The sequence below is a fragment of the Pseudomonas sp. HN8-3 genome, assembly GCF_020790195.1.
Classification (GTDB): domain Bacteria; phylum Pseudomonadota; class Gammaproteobacteria; order Pseudomonadales; family Pseudomonadaceae; genus Aquipseudomonas; species Aquipseudomonas synxantha_A.
This window is the reverse complement of sequence record NZ_CP086206.1, coordinates 1706131-1723501: the sequence shown is the minus strand read 5'-3', so window position 1 is coordinate 1723501 and position 17371 is coordinate 1706131. Positions and strand designations below refer to the sequence as shown.

Below are 17371 nucleotides of genomic sequence, written 5' to 3'. Positions count from 1 at the left end.
CTCGCTCTAGTCGATTGGGCGCTTAACCGAAGAAGCTCTGGCCATTCTTGGCCATTTCACGCAGCTTCGCGGTCGGGTGGTACAGCGGGCCCAAATCAGCGTATTTGTCAGCCAGGGCAACGAACTCGGCCACACCGATCGAATCGATGTAGCGCAGTGCACCACCACGGAATGGAGGGAAACCAATACCGTACACCAGGCCCATATCGGCTTCGGCGGCGGTTTCGACGATGCCGTCTTCCAGGCAACGCACGGTTTCCAGGCACAGGGCGATCATCATCCAGTTGATGATGTCCTCGTCCGACACCTCACGCTGTTCGTAGATGACCGGAGCGAGCACTTCGTGCACCGACGGGTCGGCGACTTTCTTCTGCTTGCCCTTCTTGTCGGCCTCGTAGGCGTAGAAGCCCTTGCCGTTCTTCTGGCCCAGGCGCTTGGCCTCGTACAGCGCGTCGATCGCCGAGCGGCGGTCGTCTTTCATGCGGTCCGGGAAGCCCTCAGCCATAACGTCGCGGCCGTGGTGGCCGGTGTCGATGCCGACCACGTCCATCAGGTACGCCGGGCCCATGGGCCAGCCGAATTTCTCCATGACCTTGTCGATGCGCACGAAGTCCACACCGGCACTGACCAACTTGGCGAAACCGCCGAAGTAGGGGAACAGCACGCGGTTGACCAAAAAGCCCGGGCAGTCGTTGACCACGATCGGGTTCTTGCCCATTTTCTTGGCGTAGGCAACGGTGGTGGCAACGGCCAGCTCGCTGGACTTCTCGCCACGGATCACTTCCACCAGCGGCATCATGTGCACCGGGTTGAAGAAGTGCATGCCGACGAAGTTTTCCGGACGCTTGAGGGCCTTGGCCAGCAGCGAAATGGAAATTGTCGAGGTGTTGGAGGCCAGGATGGTGTCATCTTTGACCTGGGCTTCCACTTCAGCCAATACCGCCTGCTTGACCTTCGGGTTCTCGACAACCGCTTCGACCACCAGGTCGACGTGGCCGAAATCGCCGTAGGACAGCGTAGGACGAATGCCATTGAGCACTTCGGCCATTTTTGCAGCGGTCATACGACCTTTATCAACGCGGCCCACCAGCAGCTTGGCGGCTTCGGCCAGGCCCTGCTCGATACCGTGCTCGTTGATATCTTTCATCAGGATCGGCGTGCCTTTGGACGCCGACTGATAGGCGATACCGCCGCCCATGATACCGGCGCCGAGTACGGCAGCCTGTTTCACGTCCTTGGCAATTTCGTCGTAGGCCTTGGCCTTTTTCTTCAGTTCCTGATCGTTCAGGAACAGACCGATCAGGCTCTGGGCCGCCGAGGTTTTCGCCAGTTTGACGAAGCCTGCCGCTTCCACTTCCAGGGCTTTGTCACGACCGAAGTTCGCGGCCTTCTGGATGGTCTTGATCGCTTCAACCGGGGCCGGGTAGTTCGGACCGGCCTGGCCTGCCACGAAACCTTTGGCGGTTTCGAACGACATCATCTGTTCGATAGCGTTGAGCTTGAGTTTTTCCAGCTTCGGCTGACGCTTGGCCTTGTAGTCAAATTCGCCGCTGATGGCGCCCTTGATCAGGTTCAGCGCGGCTTCGGCCAGTTTGTCCGGAGCCACCACTGCGTCGACGGCACCGACCTTCAGTGCGTCCTCGGCCTTGTTTTCCTTACCGGCCGCGATCCATTCGATCGCATTGTCGGCACCGATCAGGCGCGGCAGGCGCACGGTACCGCCGAAGCCCGGGTAGATGCCCAGTTTGACTTCCGGCAGGCCGATCTTGGCGGTCGCGGACATGACACGGAAATCCGCTGCCAGGCACATTTCCAGGCCGCCACCCAACGCAATGCCATTGATCGCGGCAACAGTCGGCACGTTGAGGTCTTCGAAATCGCTGAAGATCTTGTTGGCTTCGAGGTTGCCAGCCACCAGCTCGGCATCGGGCAGCTTGAAGTTGTCGACGAATTCGGTGATGTCAGCGCCGACGATGAACACGTCCTTGCCGCTGGAGACGATCACGCCCTTGACCGAAGCATCTGCTTTGATGGTGTCTACGGCCTGACGCAATTCATTCAGGGTTAGACGGTTGAACTTGTTGACGGACTCACCCTTGAGGTCGAATTTCAATTCGACGATGCCACTTTCAAGAGCCTTAACCGTGATGGCTTTACCTTCGTAAATCATCAACTGATCTCCACGATATGGAAGCTGAACAGTACACACCGGACGCTGGTCGCTGGTTTGACATTGACAGTTGCATCAATGCTCACGCCAATCAGCCAGGCACACCCGCCAGTGCGATAGTCGGGATTCTGTAGGAGTCGTCTGACAGGCAAACGCTCAATTCATACGCCCGTTTGATTTGGGTACGCCACCTTCATCCAATTCCGAGCAATTGTCAATCGCTCCAAAGGCTAGGAAAAACGCGACTTTCCAGTCATTTCAGAACCCGGACCACAGGCAGGCAACCCGTCAATATTCAAATATTCACAAGATCAATAATAGAAAAGATGTGGGAAGCGGCTGTACAGAAAGGGATATACGGCTAGGCTAGCGGGAACTTGCAGATTTACCGGCCTGCCTGGCCACCTCCAGCCCGATGATGAAGTCGGGCTTTTTATTGCCCGGCCTCTGTAGGAGTGTCAGGCCAAGGCCCTGAGCAACGCATCAATATCCTTCAACACACTCATGTCGCCCTTCTCGCCCCAGTACAAGGCGATCATCTGCTTGTCGGCCTCGACCTTGTAGACGTTCGCCGGCAGCGTCGCAAAATACGGCAACAACTTTTCATCCACACACTCTTCGCGCCATTGATTGACCCACACACCCGGCTCCAACTGCCAGTAACTCCAGATAGCCGGCGTGCTCCCACGCCGCGGTCGACAGTACTGCGCACAAGGGCTCGGCGGCTCTTGCTTGAGCCAGTGCGGCCATTCCTGGGGCGCCAACTGCATGGCCAGGCCGATGCGGCGTGCCTCCATGCGCAGGGCCATGCGCCCGCTCTGCCCACGCGACGGGCGCAGCCAGGCCAGGGGGCTTAAAACCACCGCAAGGATTGACACCACTATCCACACCGTCATATGTGTACTCCCGAATTTCTAGATGAGCGGATTTGACCTGACGCAACCCCATCCGCTTGAAAGCAGCCATACTGAACTTATTGCAGTCCCTTGGAGGAACGCCTCATGCCCTACAAACATATTCTGGTCGCTGTCGATCTGACCGAAGAGTGCGATCCGGTGATCAAGCGCGCGCAGGAATCCGCATTGGCCAATGGCGCCATACTGTCGCTGGTGCATATCGTCGAGCCCATGGCCATGGCCTTTGGCGGTGACGTACCGATGGACCTTTCCCAGTTGCAGCAACAACAATTCGACCAGGCCAAGGAGCGCCTGGACCGTTTGATTCTCAAATACCCGCACCTGAAAAAGGAAGACTGCCACCTGACATACGGCCAACCGCGTCAGGAAATCCACCACTTGGCCAAGGAAAAGGCCTGTGACCTGATCGTGGTCGGCAGCCACGGCCGTCATGGCCTGGCACTGTTGCTGGGCTCCACCGCCAATGATGTATTGCACGGCGCGCCTTGCGATGTACTGGCCGTCAAACTGGCAAAGAGCTCGTAAGACCGATGAAGGTCTAATGTGGGAGCTGGCTTGCCTGCGATAGCAGCCTGTCAGTTGATGCATCAGGTGGCTGTTACACCGCTATCGCAGGCAAGCCAGCTCCCACAGTTGAATCGCATTTCATATTAAAAAGCCCGGCGCTCATAGAAGAGTGCCGGGCTTTTTTATTGCGGTGCGATTACTCAGGCATCCAGCTCGGCCCAACGCTCAACCAACGCTTCCAGCTCCTGGTTCAACGTCTCCAGGGAAGCGATGACCTTGGCGGTTTCAGCCGCGGGTCGCAGATAGAAACCGGCGTCAGCCATTTGCGCTTCGACCGCAGCAATCTGCTGTTCCTTGGCGTCGATCTCACCCGGCAAGGCTTCCAGCTCACGCTGCAGCTTGTAGCTGAGCTTCTTCTTGGCCGCGGGTGCAGCTTCCTGGGCCGGTGCAGCCTCTTGCACAGGAGTCACCACCGCCGAGGTCAGGTCGGCCTTGCCGGACTTGCTCTCGGTCACGCCCAGCAGACGTGGCGAACCACCCTGACGCAACCAGTCCTGGTAACCACCGACGTATTCGCGCACCTTGCCTTCACCTTCAAAGACCAGGGTGCTGGTGACCACGTTGTCGAGGAATTCCCGGTCGTGGCTGACCATCAGCACAGTGCCGTTGAACGTCAGCAGCACTTCTTCGAGCAACTCAAGGGTTTCCACATCCAAGTCGTTGGTCGGTTCGTCGAGCACCAGCAGGTTGGCCGGTTTGCTGAACAGCTTGGCCAGCAGCAAACGCGCGCGCTCACCACCAGACAGGGCCTTGACCGGCGTACGCGCACGTTGCGGGCTGAACAGGAAGTCGCCCAGGTAGCTGAGTACGTGGCGGCTCTGGCCGTCGATGTCGATAAAGTCGCGACCTTCGGCGACGTTGTCGATCACGGTCTTTTCCAGGTCCAACTGGTGGCGCAACTGGTCAAAGTAGGCCACGTCGATGCGTGTGCCCTCTTCCACCTTGCCGCTGGTCGGCTGCAGACCGCTGAGCATCAGCTTGAGCAAGGTGGTCTTGCCGGTGCCGTTGGCGCCCAGCAGGCCGATACGGTCGCCGCGTTGCAGGACCATGGAGAAGTCCTTGATCAGGAACGGGCCGTCCGGGTGATGGAAGCTGACATTCTCCAGCACCATTACCTGCTTGCCCGACTTGTCGGCGGTGTCCAGCTGGATATTGGCCTTGCCGGTACGCTCGCGGCGCTCACTGCGCTCCACGCGCAAGGCTTTCAAGGCACGTACGCGGCCTTCGTTACGGGTGCGACGGGCCTTGATGCCCTGGCGGATCCAGACTTCTTCCTGGGCCAGCTTTTTGTCAAACAGCGCGTTGGCGGTTTCTTCGGCAGCCAAGGCGGCTTCCTTGTGCACCAGGAAGCTGGCGTAGTCGCCGTTCCAGTCGATCAGGCCGCCACGGTCCAGCTCGAGGATGCGCGTGGCCAGGCTCTGCAGGAAAGCACGGTCGTGCGTGATAAACAGCACGGCGCCCTGGAAGTCCTTGATGGCTTCTTCAAGCCAGGCGATGGCGCCGATGTCCAGGTGGTTGGTCGGTTCGTCGAGCAACAGCAGGTCCGGCTCGGACACCAGCGCCTGGGCCAGCAGCACACGGCGACGCCAGCCCCCGGACAATTCGGCGAGGGTCTTGTCGGCCGGCAGTTGCAGGCGGCTCAGGGTGCTGTCCACCAGTTGCTGCAAGCGCCAGCCATCACGGGCTTCGAGGTCTTGCTGGACGTGCATCAGCTTGTCCAGGTCTTCCTCGGTGACGCAGTTCTGCGCCAGGTGATGGTATTGCGCGAGCAACTCGCCGACGCCGTCCAGACCTTCGGCAACCACGTCGAACACTGTCCGTCCGTCGGCCACCGGCAATTCCTGCGGCAATTCGCCGATCTTGAGGCCCGGGGCACGCCAGACAGAGCCGTCATCAGGCTTCTGGTCGCCTTTTACCAGCTTCATCATGCTGGACTTGCCGGTGCCGTTGCGGCCGATGATGCACACCCGCTCACCACGGGCGATCTGCCAGGACACCTTGTCCAACAACGGCATGGCGCCGAAAGCAAGGGACACATCGCTGAATTTGAGCAGGGTCATACGCTTCTCCAAAAACTGGGCGCGCATTCTACCTGACTTGAGGGTGGGATGCGGTCGGCATTTTCTCTATTGACACGTTCTGTAGGACATTTCCGGCGAACTTGAACGAACCAGACGGCAAAGCTTTCGCGGGCCGCTGGCAAAAGGCTAAGCTAGAGGCAATCAGTGTCGGCAGTGCCGGTGCTAGTCGTGATTTCTCTGCACGGACGTCTCATGCGCAGTCGCCTTTTCAACTTTTTATCTTGTCTGCTTCTTTCCGCCACTGCCGTTCAAACCGCCCAGGCGGTGGACCTCACCACCCAACGTCAGTATTACGATCAAGCCAAACGCGCCCTGGCCAAGGGCGACAGCGGCCCGTACATGCAATACAGCCAGGCCCTGGCCGACTACCCGCTCACGCCGTACCTGGCGTATGACGAGCTGACTGCACGCCTGAAAACCGCGAGCAACGAGGAAATCGAACAGTTCCTCGCCAAACACGGCGACCTGCCCCAGGCCAACTGGATGAAACTGCGTTGGCTGCGCTGGCTGGCCGAGCGTGGCGATTGGCAGACCTTTGAAAAGTACTACGACACCAAGCTCAATTTCGTCGAGCTGGACTGCCTGCATGGCCAGTACCAGCTCAGCCACAATCTGAAGGCTGAAGGCTACAAGACCGCCGAAAAGTTGTGGATGACCGGCAAATCCCAGCCCGCCGCCTGTGACGCCACCTTCGGCCAATGGGCCGCTGCCGGCCAACTGACCGAACAGAAGATTTGGGACCGCACCAAGCTCGCCGCCGAAGCCCGCAATTACGCGCTGGCCAACAGCCTGGTGAAGACCCTGCCAACCCTCGGCGTCCAAGGCCGCCTGATGGTGGATGTGGCGCAAAAGCCTGACATGCTCAGCGATCCGTCACGCTTCCTGCCGGCCACCGAGGCGATGTCTGACGCCGTCGGCCTGGGCCTGCGCCGCCTGGCCCGCCAGGATCCGGACAAGGCCATGGCCCTGCTCGACGGCTACGCCAGCAGCATGCACTTCTCCCGTGACGAAAAGGTGTCGATTGCCCGCGAGATTGGCCTGACCCTGGCCAAGCGCTTCGACCCACGTGCGCTGGACGTGATGACCAAGTACGACCCGGAACTGCGCGACAACACCGTGTCCGAATGGCGCCTGCGCCTGCTGTTGCGCCTGGCACGCTGGGAAGATGCCTACCAGTTGACCCGCAAACTCCCACAAGACCTGGCCACCACTAACCGCTGGCGCTACTGGCAGGCGCGCAGCCTGGAGCTGGCCGAACCGAAAAACCCGCAGGCCCTGGTGCTGTACAAAAACGTGGCCAAGGAACGGGACTTCTACGGTTTCCTTGCTGCTGACCGTTCCAAATCCCCTTACCAGTTGAACAACAAGCCGCTGGTGATGAGCCAGGCATTGGTCAACAAGGTCCGCAATACCCCCGGGGTGCGCCGCGCCCTGGAGTTCTACGCCCGTGGCCAGATCGTGGACGGTCGCCGCGAGTGGTACCACGTCAGCCGGCACTTCAACCGTGACGAGATGGTCGCCCAGGCCAAGCTGGCCTACGACATGAAGTGGTACTTCCCGGCGATCCGTACCATCAGCCAGGCGCAGTACTGGGACGACCTGGACATCCGTTTCCCGATGGCGCACCGCGACACATTGGTGCGCGAAGCCAAAGTGCGCGGCCTGCATTCAAGCTGGATATTTGCCATTACCCGTCAGGAAAGCGCGTTTATGGACGATGCCCGCTCCGGCGTTGGCGCCAGCGGCCTGATGCAACTGATGCCCGGCACCGCCAAGGAAACCGCACGCAAATTCAGCATCCCCCTGGCCTCCCCGGCCCAGGTGCTGGACCCGGATAAAAATATCCAGCTCGGCGCCGCCTACCTGAGCCAGGTGCACAGCCAGTTCAACGGCAACCGTGTGCTCGCTTCCGCCGCCTACAACGCCGGCCCCGGCCGCGTGCGCCAATGGCTGCGCGGTGCAGACCACCTGAGCTTCGATGTGTGGGTTGAAAGCATCCCGTTCGACGAAACCCGCCAGTATGTGCAGAACGTGCTGTCTTATTCGGTGATCTACGGGCAGAAGCTCAATTCGCCGCAGCCGCTGGTGGATTGGCATGAGCGATACTTCGACGACCAGTAAGGCACTGAACCTGCTTCCAATGTGGGAGGGGGCTTGCTCCCGATAGCGGTGGGTCAGCAACAAAACTGCTGATTGACACTCTGCTATCGGGAGCAAGCCCCCTCTCACATTGGTATTTCTGCAATGCTTGTGGCGCTAGTGATCTGCGCTGAACTGCAGCGCCGCCAACCGCGCATACAGTGGATTGCTCGCAATCAACTCCTGGTGCGTGCCCACCGCCACCAGTTTGCCCTGATCCATCACCGCTATTCGATCGGCATTCTTGACGGTCGCCAGACGGTGAGCGATCACCAGTGTGGTTCTTCCTTGCATCAATTGCGGCAGTGCTTGCTGGATCAGGTGCTCACTCTGCGCGTCGAGGGCGCTGGTGGCTTCGTCCAGCAGCAGGATCGGCGCGTCGACCAACAAGGCGCGGGCGATGGCCAGGCGTTGGCGCTGGCCGCCAGAGAGGCCCAGGCCACCGTCGCCGAGGTGGGTCTGGTAGCCCTCGGGCATTTGCAGGATGAAATCGTGGGCATGGGCGATGCGCGCAGCGGCTTCGACCTGGGCCATGGTGGCGGACGGGTTGCCGTAGCGAATGTTGTCCTCGACGCTGCCGAAAAACAGCGCCGGGCTCTGGGACACCAGTGCAAAGTGGCGACGCAGGTCCAGGGGGTCCAGCTCGGTCAGCGGGCGGCCTTCGAGCAGGATGCGCCCTTGCTGGGGATCGTAGAAGCGCAGCAGCAGGTCGAAGATTGTCGATTTACCCGCGCCTGATGGGCCTACCAGCGCCAGGGTTTCGCCGGGATTGATGGTCAGGTTCAAGCCATCAATGGCGTAACTGTCCGGCCGTGAGGGGTAGCAAAAGCGCAGATCTTGCAGCTCCATGCGGCCACTGACCCGCTGCGGCAAGCGTTCGCTGCCATCGGCCGGCGCCTGGATGTCGTTGCTCGACTGCAACAGCTCACCGATACGCTCGGCCGCACCGGCAGCGCGCTGCAACTCGCCGAGCACTTCGCTCAGAGTGCCAACCGCACTGCCGACTATCAGGCTATAGAACACAAACGCCGCCAGCTCACCGCCGGAAATGCGCCCGCTGATCACGTCCATGCCACCTACCCATAGCATCACGCCCACGGCGCCGAGCACCAGCATGATCACCAGGGTTATCAGCCAGGAGCGTTGCAGGATGCGTTTACGTGCGGTGGTGAACGCGTCCTCCACGGTAACAGCGAAACGCTGTTCGTCCTGCACCTGGTGGTTGTAGGCCTGCACCGTTTTGATCTGGCCCAAGGTCTCGGCGACATAGCTGCCGACGTCGGCAATACGATCCTGGCTCAGACGCGACAGGCTGCGCACCCGGCGCCCGAAGATCAGGATCGGCGCCAGTACCAGCGGCAGCGCCACCACCACGATGCTGGTGAGCTTGGGGTTGGTGATGAACAGCAACACGATGCCGCCGATGACCATCAGGGCGTTGCGCAGGAACAGCGACAGCGATGAGCCGATCACCGATTGCAGCAACGTGGTATCGGTGGTCAGCCGCGACTGGATCTCCGAGCTGCGGTTGTTCTCATAGAAGCCTGGGTGCAGGTAGATCAAGTGATTGAACACTTGCCGGCGAATATCGGCCACCACGCGCTCGCCAATCCACGACACCAGGTAAAACCGCGTGAACGTACCCACAGCCAGGCCCAGTACCAGCACCATGAACAAGCCGATGGACTGGTTGAGCAAGTGCGGTGACTGGGTCATGAAACCCTGGTCGACCAGAAGGCGAATGCCCTGCCCCATGGACAAGGTGATGCCGGCGGTGACGATCAGCGCCAGCAAGGCGCCCAGGGCCTGCCAGCGGTAGGGCGCAATAAAGCGGCTGGCCAGGCGGATCGCACGGCGTTGACGGGTTGAGAGCATGGAAGGCACCACCAATGAGGAATCTGTACTTCAACATTGGGGGAACTTGCGCAAATAACAATGAGTCAGGTTAATTATGCCCGCCGATACAGGCCGCTAGAGGCTATCGGTCTAAGACTCATCTGGAAATATGTACCGGTTTCTGGTGGACTGGGTGTTCGAACCGATGAGCGTGCAAGGAGTTGTAACAGCGCGTTCATGCGGGGGATTTAAGATAGGTACACAACCTGATGAGGAGACAGGCCATGACCTTGCAAGATAGCAGCAACGCCAAGATTGAAGTGATCCGCCAGCAGCAGGTGTTGCCTTGCTCGTATATCGATGCCAAGGGCCGCGAGGTGCAGATTACCGAAGAGATGATCCAGCAAGCCTGCAGCGAGCTGGAACAGCGACTGGTCAAACCTGCCCAGCAAGGCTGAAGTGCCCACGCTCTTTCAAACCCGGCCCAGGTGGCCGGGTTTTTTATGGGTGTTTACAGCGTTTCAGCGCCCAAAGCCGAAACGATAGCCGACAGCGCCGTCGACTCGCCCTTGATGCGCACTTTCAGGCCATCTATCTCACGGCGCTGCGGGTAGTGCTTGCGCAGCAAATCGAAGGACTGGCGCTGCTCCTGCACGGTCCCCACCAGGCTGCGACGAAAATCTGCATCATCACGGCGCGGGTCGTACACGCTGCGGCACAGGGCCGCCAGTGCCCAGGCCGGATCGGTTGAAGCGTTAAGGTGGACTTCGGCCAGCCACGGTGCCGGCAATAAATCACTGAGCTGAACGCTCGGTTCGTGGCCCAGGTGCGCGCAAAATGCCTGGTAGATCTGCGCGGTGCCGCGCTGCTTGCCATCGAGGCTGTAGCCGGCGATATGCGGCGTGGCCAGCACGCACAGGTCAGCCAGGTCGACGTCCACTTGCGGCTCGCCTTCCCACACATCCAGCACCGCTTGCAGGTCTTCGCGGGCCAGCAGCACCTCGCGCAGCGCGGCGTTGTCCACCACCGCGCCACGGCTGGCGTTGATCAGCCAGGTGCCGGGCTTGAGTTGCTCCAGGCGCTGGCGGTCGAATAAATGCCAGGTGGCGCCATTGCCGGACTTGATCAGCGGCGTGTGCAAGCTGATCACATCGCACTGCTCGATGATCTGTTGCAGGCTGACGTAGTCGCCGTCCTCGGCGATCTGGCGCGGCGGGTCGCACACCAGCACGTTCCAACCCAGGCCCTTGAGGACCTTGACCAGTCGCCCGCCCACCTCACCGGCACCGACGACACCGTAGGTGCGCGAGCCCAACTCGACGCCTTCGATTTCGGCCAGGGTGTGCAAGCTGCCGAGTACGTAATCCACAACCCCCCGCGCATTGCAGCCAGGCGCGCTGGCCCACTGGATCCCTGCCCGCTTGAAAAAGTCCAGGTCCAGATGGTCGGTGCCGATGGTGCAGGTGCCGACAAAGCGTACGTTGCTGCCTTCGAGCAGGGCACGGTTGACGTTGGTCACCGAGCGCACCAGCAGCACGTCGGCCTGCTCGACGGTAGCGCGGTCGATGGACCGCCCAGGCACGCGGCGAATCTCGCCAAATCCCTGGAAAAAGTCATCAAGCAGCGGAATATTTTCGTCGGCAACAATCAGCATGGCAGGCTCCTTTGGCGGATCAGCAGTGTACAGGCATGGGATTCAACTAACACAACAGATCCCTGTGGGGCTGCATTACAAATCAGCAACACAGGTTTTTTCCTGACCACTGCGTCAAAGCGTAGAATCCGCCGTCCTTGCGACTGCTTTTTTATTGGACACCTGTACGTGAACACTGCCACCGCTACCCTTTCCCGCCCAGCCCGCATCAGCCGGGAAGTGCGCGGCCTGCTGACGCTGGCCTTGCCGATCATGATCGGCCAATTGGCAACTACTGCGATGAGTTTTGTCGATGCGGTGATGGCCGGGCGTGTCAGCCCCCAGGACCTTGCGGCGGTCGGCCTGGGTAACTCGATCTGGATCCCGGTGTACCTGCTGATGACCGGCACCTTGCTGGCCACCACGCCGAAAGTGGCCGAGCGCTATGGCGCGGGCAAACTCACCGAGATCGGGCCGTTGGTGCGCCAATCGTTGTGGTTGGCCGTGGTGGTCGGCCTCTGCGGTGCGGTGCTGTTGCTATGTGCCGAGCCGATCCTGCATGCGATGAAGGTCGAGCCCGACCTGATCGAGCCGTCCATGGGTTACCTGCACGGCATCGCCGCGGGGATGCCGGCAATTGCGCTGTATTACGTGCTGCGCTGCTTCAGTGATGGCCTGGGTCGTACGCGGCCGAGCATGGTCATGGGCCTGTGCGGCCTGGCGCTGAATATTCCGCTGAACTACATCTTCATCTACGGCCACTTCGGCGTACCGGCCATGGGCGGCGTGGGTTGCGGCTGGGCCACGGCCATTGCGATGTGGGTGATGATGCTCGGCCTGGCTGGCTGGACGCGCTGGGGCCCGGTGTACCAGAGCAGCGAACTGTTCAAGCGCTTTGACTGGCCGAAATGGGCGGTGATCAAGCGCATCCTGGGCATCGGCCTGCCGATTGGCGTAGCGATCTTCGCCGAGTCGAGCATATTCGCGGTGATTGCCCTGTTGCTTGGCAGCCTGGGCGCCACCGTGGTTTCCGGCCATCAGATCGCGTTGAATGTCAGTTCTTTGGTATTCATGATCCCCTACTCCCTGAGCATGGCCGTGACCGTGCGCGTCGGCCAGGCCCTGGGGCGTGGCGAACCGCGTGAAGCGCGCTTCGCCGCCGGGGTCGGCATGGGCACTGCACTGGCCTATGCGTGCCTGTCGTGCAGCCTGATGCTGGTGTTTCGTGAGCAGATCGCGGCGATCTACACGCCCGACCCGGTGGTCATCCACCTGGCGTCGATGCTGATTGTGTTCTCGGCGCTGTTCCAGTTCTCCGACTCGATTCAGGTCACTGCCGCCGGTGCTTTGCGCGGCTACCAGGACACCCGGGTGACCATGGTGCTGACCTTGTTCGCCTATTGGGGCGTGGGGCTGCCGGTGGGTTATGCCCTAGGGCTGACCGACTGGCTCGGCGAACCCAGCGGCCCAAGCGGTTTATGGCAAGGGCTGATCGTGGGTTTGAGCTGTGCGGCAGGGATGTTGCTGGTGCGCCTGGCGCGCAGTGCACGCCGGCGCATTCGTGCCGAAAAGGCGCTGGCTTAATCGGCTTTCTTGCGGATCCAGTACAGGTAGGTGCCAGCATCTTCCTGTTGATCCACCAGTTCGTGGTCAAGAAACACGCAGAATTTGGGAATATCACGACGGGTCGACGGGTCGGTGGCGATCACCTTGAGCAAGCCGCCCGCCGGCAGGTCACGGATGTGCTGGTGCAGCATCATCACCGGCTCCGGGCAGTTGAGGCCGGTGGCGTCGAGGGTGCCGTCTACGGGTAAATCAACACTCATACTTCACTCCTGAAACAGGCCCGCTCTTATGTGGGAGCGGGCTTGCCCGCGATGACGGGGGCACATTCAACATACATTTCGACTGTTATACCGCTTTCGCAGGCAAGCCAGCTCCCACAATTATTATCAGCGGCTTTTGGATTTCTTTACGTCTATCAGACGACGCAAGTGGCACGTCACTTCCTCTCGGTCGTGGTACAGCTGCTTGCAACCGATTTCCACCCGTATGCCACGCGCCTTGAAGCCCTCTTCGATGCGTTCGAGCAGGCGCTTCACTTCGGCGTAACGCTGCTTCATCGGCAACTTCAGGTTGACCACTGCCTCACGGCAATGCCCCTCGCCGATCCAGGTTTCCAGCAGCGCCGCGTTGCGCGCAGGCTTCTCGACGATATCGCAGACCATCCAGTCCACCGGCTGCTTGGGCACGAAGGTGAAGCCATCAGCCATCAAGTGCTGCACCAGGCCGGTGTCCATCAGGCTTTCGGCCATGGGGCCGTTGTCGATGGCGGTGACCAGCATGCCACGGTTGACCAGTTGCCAGGTCCAACCGCCCGGCGCTGCGCCGAGGTCGACGCCGGTCATATCACCGTGCAGGCGCTCGTCCCATTGGTCACGGGGGATAAAGTGATGCCAGGCCTCTTCCAGCTTCAAGGTCGAGCGGCTGGGCGCGTCACGCGGGAACTTGAGGCGCGGGATGCCCATCGGCCACATTGCCGAGTTGTTCGACTCGGCCAGCCCCATGAACACTTCGCGGCCGCTCTTGAAGGTCAGCAACAGGCGCGGCTTGCTCGGGTCGTCCACCAGCTTGCCGGCGCCCAGCAGGGCTTTGCGCAGGTGCACTTCGAATTTTTTGCAAAAGTTGGAGAGTTCCTTGCCGTCATTGGTGTCGACCATTTCCAACCACAGGCTGCCGCACACCGGGAAGTCGCGCAGGTGGGTAAGGATCACGCTGATGCGGTCGGTTTCCGGCAGGTCGATAAACACCCCGCGTGCCCACTGCCTTGGGAAGATCAGCTCGGCGAAGCGCTGGCCGTGCATCAAGCGCTGGGCGCCGTCTTCTTCCGTGCAGACAAATTCGGCGCAGGCGCTGCCGGTCTTGGCCTTGGCGTAGCCGGAAACGTTCAGGCGCGCGGCGTGTTCCGCGATCTCGGAACAGACTTCGCCTTCAAAACCCGGGCGGCAGTGCATAAAAAGGGTGTTCATCTACTCTCCTGGTGAATCAACTGACCTTGCGCTATCGCAATGCCTGTCATGAAAACGCGCGCATGATAGCCGAGTTCGGAACCTTGGGCTCGGCGATAGAGTCCAGTTATTAGCCTGCTAATGAAAACAGCGCTAACGTGTTAGCTCTGTTCGTCCCGCCAGGTCCGTGGCCGTGCGGACCATAAGGAGTCATGTAATGTCATCCCTTGATAGCCTGAGAACCCTTAAGACACTGCAAATAGACAGCAAGACCTACCACTACTTCAGCCTGCCCGAAGCCGCCAAGAGCCTGGGTGATCTGGACAAGCTGCCGATGTCGCTCAAGGTACTGCTGGAAAACCTGCTGCGCTGGGAAGATGCCAAGACCGTTACCGGCACCGACCTCAAAGCCATCGCCGCCTGGCTCAAAGAGCGCCAGTCGGACCGCGAGATTCAGTATCGCCCCGCCCGCGTGCTGATGCAGGACTTTACCGGGGTGCCCGCGGTGGTCGACCTGGCCGCCATGCGCGCCGCCGTGGCCAAGGCCGGCGGTGACCCGCAGCGCATCAACCCGCTGTCGCCGGTGGACCTGGTGATCGACCACTCGGTGATGGTCGACAAGTTCGGTACCACCAGCGCCTTTGAGCAGAACGTTGACATCGAAATGCAGCGCAACGGCGAACGCTACGCCTTCCTGCGCTGGGGCCAGAGCGCCTTTGACAACTTCAGCGTCGTGCCACCTGGCACCGGCATCTGTCACCAGGTGAACCTGGAATACCTGGGCCGCACCGTGTGGACCAAGGACGAAGACGGCCGCACGTACGCCTTCCCCGACACCCTGGTCGGCACCGACTCCCATACCACCATGATCAACGGCCTCGGCGTACTCGGCTGGGGCGTGGGTGGGATCGAAGCCGAAGCGGCCATGCTCGGCCAGCCGGTGTCGATGCTGATTCCGGAGGTCATCGGCTTCAAGCTCACCGGCAAGCTCAAGGAAGGCATCACCGCCACCGACCTGGTGCTCACCGTTACACAAATGCTGCGCAAGAAAGGCGTAGTGGGCAAGTTCGTCGAGTTCTACGGCGACGGCCTGGCCGACCTGCCCCTGGCCGACCGCGCCACCATCGCCAACATGGCGCCGGAGTACGGCGCTACCTGTGGCTTTTTCCCAGTGGATGAGGTGACGCTGGACTACCTGCGCCTGTCCGGCCGCCCGGCTGAGACGGTCAAACTGGTGGAGGCCTACACCAAGGCCCAGGGCCTGTGGCGCAACGCCGGCCAGGAACCGGTGTTCACCGACACCCTGGCCCTGGACATGGGCAGCGTCGAAGCCAGCCTCGCCGGGCCCAAGCGCCCCCAAGACCGGGTATCCCTGCCGAATGTCGGCCAAGCGTTCAGCGACTTCCTCGACCTGCAATTCAAACCCACCAGCAAGGAAGAAGGCCGCCTGGAAAGTGAAGGCGGTGGCGGCGTGGCCGTGGGCAACGCCGATCTGGTCGGTGAGGCCGATTATGAATACGAAGGCAACACCTATCGCCTGAAAAACGGCGCGGTGGTGATCGCCGCCATCACCTCCTGCACCAACACCTCCAACCCCAGCGTAATGATGGCGGCCGGGTTGGTGGCGAAAAAGGCCGTGGAAAAGGGCCTGACCCGCAAACCTTGGGTCAAGACCTCGCTGGCCCCAGGCTCCAAGGTGGTCACCGACTATTACAAGGCCGCGGGCCTCACCCAGTACCTCGACAAGCTCGGTTTTGACCTGGTGGGCTACGGCTGCACCACCTGTATCGGTAACTCCGGGCCGTTGCCCGAGCCTATCGAAAAAGCCATCCAGAAGGCCGACCTCGCTGTGGCCTCGGTGCTGTCGGGTAACCGCAACTTCGAAGGCCGCGTGCACCCGCTGGTGAAAACCAACTGGCTGGCCTCGCCGCCCCTGGTAGTCGCCTATGCGTTGGCCGGCACTGTGCGCATCGACATCAGCAGCGAGCCGCTGGGTAACGATCAGAACGGAAACCCGGTGTACCTGAAGGACATATGGCCCAGCAGCCAGGAGATCGCCGACGCGGTGGCCCAGGTCAGCACCAGCATGTTCCACAAGGAATACGCCGAGGTGTTCGCCGGTGACGAGCAATGGCAGGCGATTGAAGTGCCGCAGGCAGCGACCTACGTGTGGCAAAAGGACTCCACCTACATCCAGCACCCACCGTTCTTCGATGACATTGCCGGCCCGCTGCCGGTGATCAAGGACGTCAAGGGCGCCAACATCCTGGCCCTGCTCGGTGATTCGGTGACCACCGACCACATCTCCCCTGCCGGCAATATCAAGACCGACAGCCCGGCTGGACGCTACCTGCGCGAGCAAGGGGTGGAACCGCGTGACTTCAACTCCTACGGCTCGCGCCGGGGCAACCATGAAGTGATGATGCGCGGCACCTTTGCCAACATCCGTATCCGCAATGAAATGCTGGGCGGCGAGGAAGGCGGCAACACGCTGTATATCCCCACCGGGGAAAAAATGGCGATCTACGATGCATCCATGAAGTACCAGGCCTCAGGCACGCCGCTGGTAGTGATCGCAGGCCAGGAATACGGCACCGGTTCCAGCCGCGACTGGGCGGCCAAGGGTACCAACCTGCTGGGGGTCAAGGCGGTGATCGCCGAGAGTTTCGAGCGTATCCACCGCTCCAACCTGGTGGGCATGGGCGTGTTGCCGTTGCAGTTCAAGCTGGACCAGAACCGCAAGACGCTCAAGCTCACCGGCAAGGAGAAGATCGACATCCTCGGGCTGACCGATGCCGAGGTCGAACCGCGCATGAACCTGACGTTGATGATCACTCGGGAAGATGGCAGCAGCGAGAAGGTTGAGGTGCTGTGCCGGATTGATACCTTGAATGAAGTGGAGTACTTCAAAGCGGGTGGGATCTTGCACTACGTATTGCGGCAGTTGATCGCGTCATAAGCAACACTGCAAACCAATGTGGGAGGGGGCTTGCTCCCGATGGCGGTGTATCAGCTAGGCA

At 60.9% G+C, this 17371-nt stretch carries 12 protein-coding genes; 5 read left to right on the top strand and 7 right to left on the bottom strand.

Annotated elements, in window-relative coordinates; genetic code table 11:
- Positions 1-22 precede the first annotated feature (22 nt).
- Both fadB and LJX92_RS07815 read right to left on the bottom strand, forming a co-directional pair.
- A complete protein-coding gene (fadB, locus tag LJX92_RS07820; protein ID WP_005786151.1) occupies positions 23-2170 on the bottom strand; it encodes a fatty acid oxidation complex subunit alpha FadB in 2148 nt (715 codons plus the stop codon).
- Positions 2171-2628: 458 nt separating this feature from the next.
- Entirely contained in the window at positions 2629-3066 is a 438-nt protein-coding gene (locus tag LJX92_RS07815; RefSeq protein WP_032877219.1) for a hypothetical protein, read from the bottom strand.
- A 105-nt stretch (positions 3067-3171) separates the two neighbouring features.
- On the opposite strand from LJX92_RS07815, the gene LJX92_RS07810 reads away from it, so the two are divergent.
- Positions 3172-3612 (top strand): universal stress protein, encoded by a 441-nt coding sequence (locus LJX92_RS07810; protein WP_005786147.1) that lies wholly within the window; start codon positions 3172-3174, stop codon positions 3610-3612.
- 182 nt (positions 3613-3794) lie between these two features.
- On the opposite strand, the gene LJX92_RS07805 is transcribed toward LJX92_RS07810, so the two are convergent.
- On the bottom strand, positions 3795-5714 hold the full coding sequence (locus tag LJX92_RS07805; RefSeq protein WP_228309532.1) for an ATP-binding cassette domain-containing protein: 1920 nt from the start codon (positions 5712-5714) through the stop codon (positions 3795-3797).
- 213 nt (positions 5715-5927) lie between these two features.
- Between LJX92_RS07805 and LJX92_RS07800 the strand changes: the two genes are divergently transcribed.
- Positions 5928-7856, top strand: a complete 1929-nt coding sequence (locus LJX92_RS07800) for a transglycosylase SLT domain-containing protein (RefSeq protein WP_005786144.1) — start codon at positions 5928-5930, stop codon at positions 7854-7856.
- A 135-nt stretch (positions 7857-7991) separates the two neighbouring features.
- On the opposite strand, the gene LJX92_RS07795 is transcribed toward LJX92_RS07800, so the two are convergent.
- A complete protein-coding gene (locus tag LJX92_RS07795; RefSeq protein WP_179119801.1) occupies positions 7992-9758 on the bottom strand; it encodes an ABC transporter transmembrane domain-containing protein in 1767 nt (588 codons plus the stop codon).
- A 236-nt stretch (positions 9759-9994) separates the two neighbouring features.
- Here LJX92_RS07795 and LJX92_RS07790 point away from each other — a divergent pair, with 236 nt between their 5' ends.
- Positions 9995-10168, top strand: coding sequence for a PA1571 family protein (locus LJX92_RS07790; RefSeq protein WP_057013325.1), 174 nt, complete (start codon positions 9995-9997; stop codon positions 10166-10168).
- Between the two features lie 53 nt (positions 10169-10221).
- Here LJX92_RS07790 and pdxB read toward each other — a convergent pair whose 3' ends face one another.
- Positions 10222-11364 (bottom strand): 4-phosphoerythronate dehydrogenase PdxB, encoded by a 1143-nt coding sequence (pdxB, locus tag LJX92_RS07785; protein WP_228309531.1) that lies wholly within the window; start codon positions 11362-11364, stop codon positions 10222-10224.
- Positions 11365-11532: 168 nt separating this feature from the next.
- On the opposite strand from pdxB, the gene LJX92_RS07780 reads away from it, so the two are divergent.
- Positions 11533-12927, top strand: a complete 1395-nt coding sequence (locus tag LJX92_RS07780; protein ID WP_032877223.1) for an MATE family efflux transporter — start codon at positions 11533-11535, stop codon at positions 12925-12927.
- Here LJX92_RS07780 and tusA read toward each other — a convergent pair.
- Together tusA and rlmM are read right to left on the bottom strand one after the other, a co-directional pair.
- Positions 12924-13169 carry a sulfurtransferase TusA gene (gene tusA / locus LJX92_RS07775; protein WP_032877224.1) on the bottom strand — a complete coding sequence of 82 codons (246 nt, stop codon included), beginning with the start codon at positions 13167-13169 and terminating at the stop codon, positions 12924-12926. The genes LJX92_RS07780 and tusA overlap by 4 nt on opposite strands.
- A 126-nt stretch (positions 13170-13295) precedes the next feature.
- Positions 13296-14372, bottom strand: a complete 1077-nt coding sequence (rlmM, locus tag LJX92_RS07770) for a 23S rRNA (cytidine(2498)-2'-O)-methyltransferase RlmM (protein WP_032877225.1) — start codon at positions 14370-14372, stop codon at positions 13296-13298.
- A 196-nt stretch (positions 14373-14568) separates the two neighbouring features.
- On the opposite strand from rlmM, the gene acnA reads away from it, so the two are divergent.
- Positions 14569-17310 carry an aconitate hydratase AcnA gene (acnA, locus tag LJX92_RS07765; RefSeq protein WP_223018543.1) on the top strand — a complete coding sequence of 914 codons (2742 nt, stop codon included), beginning with the start codon at positions 14569-14571 and terminating at the stop codon, positions 17308-17310.
- Positions 17311-17371 lie beyond the last annotated feature (61 nt).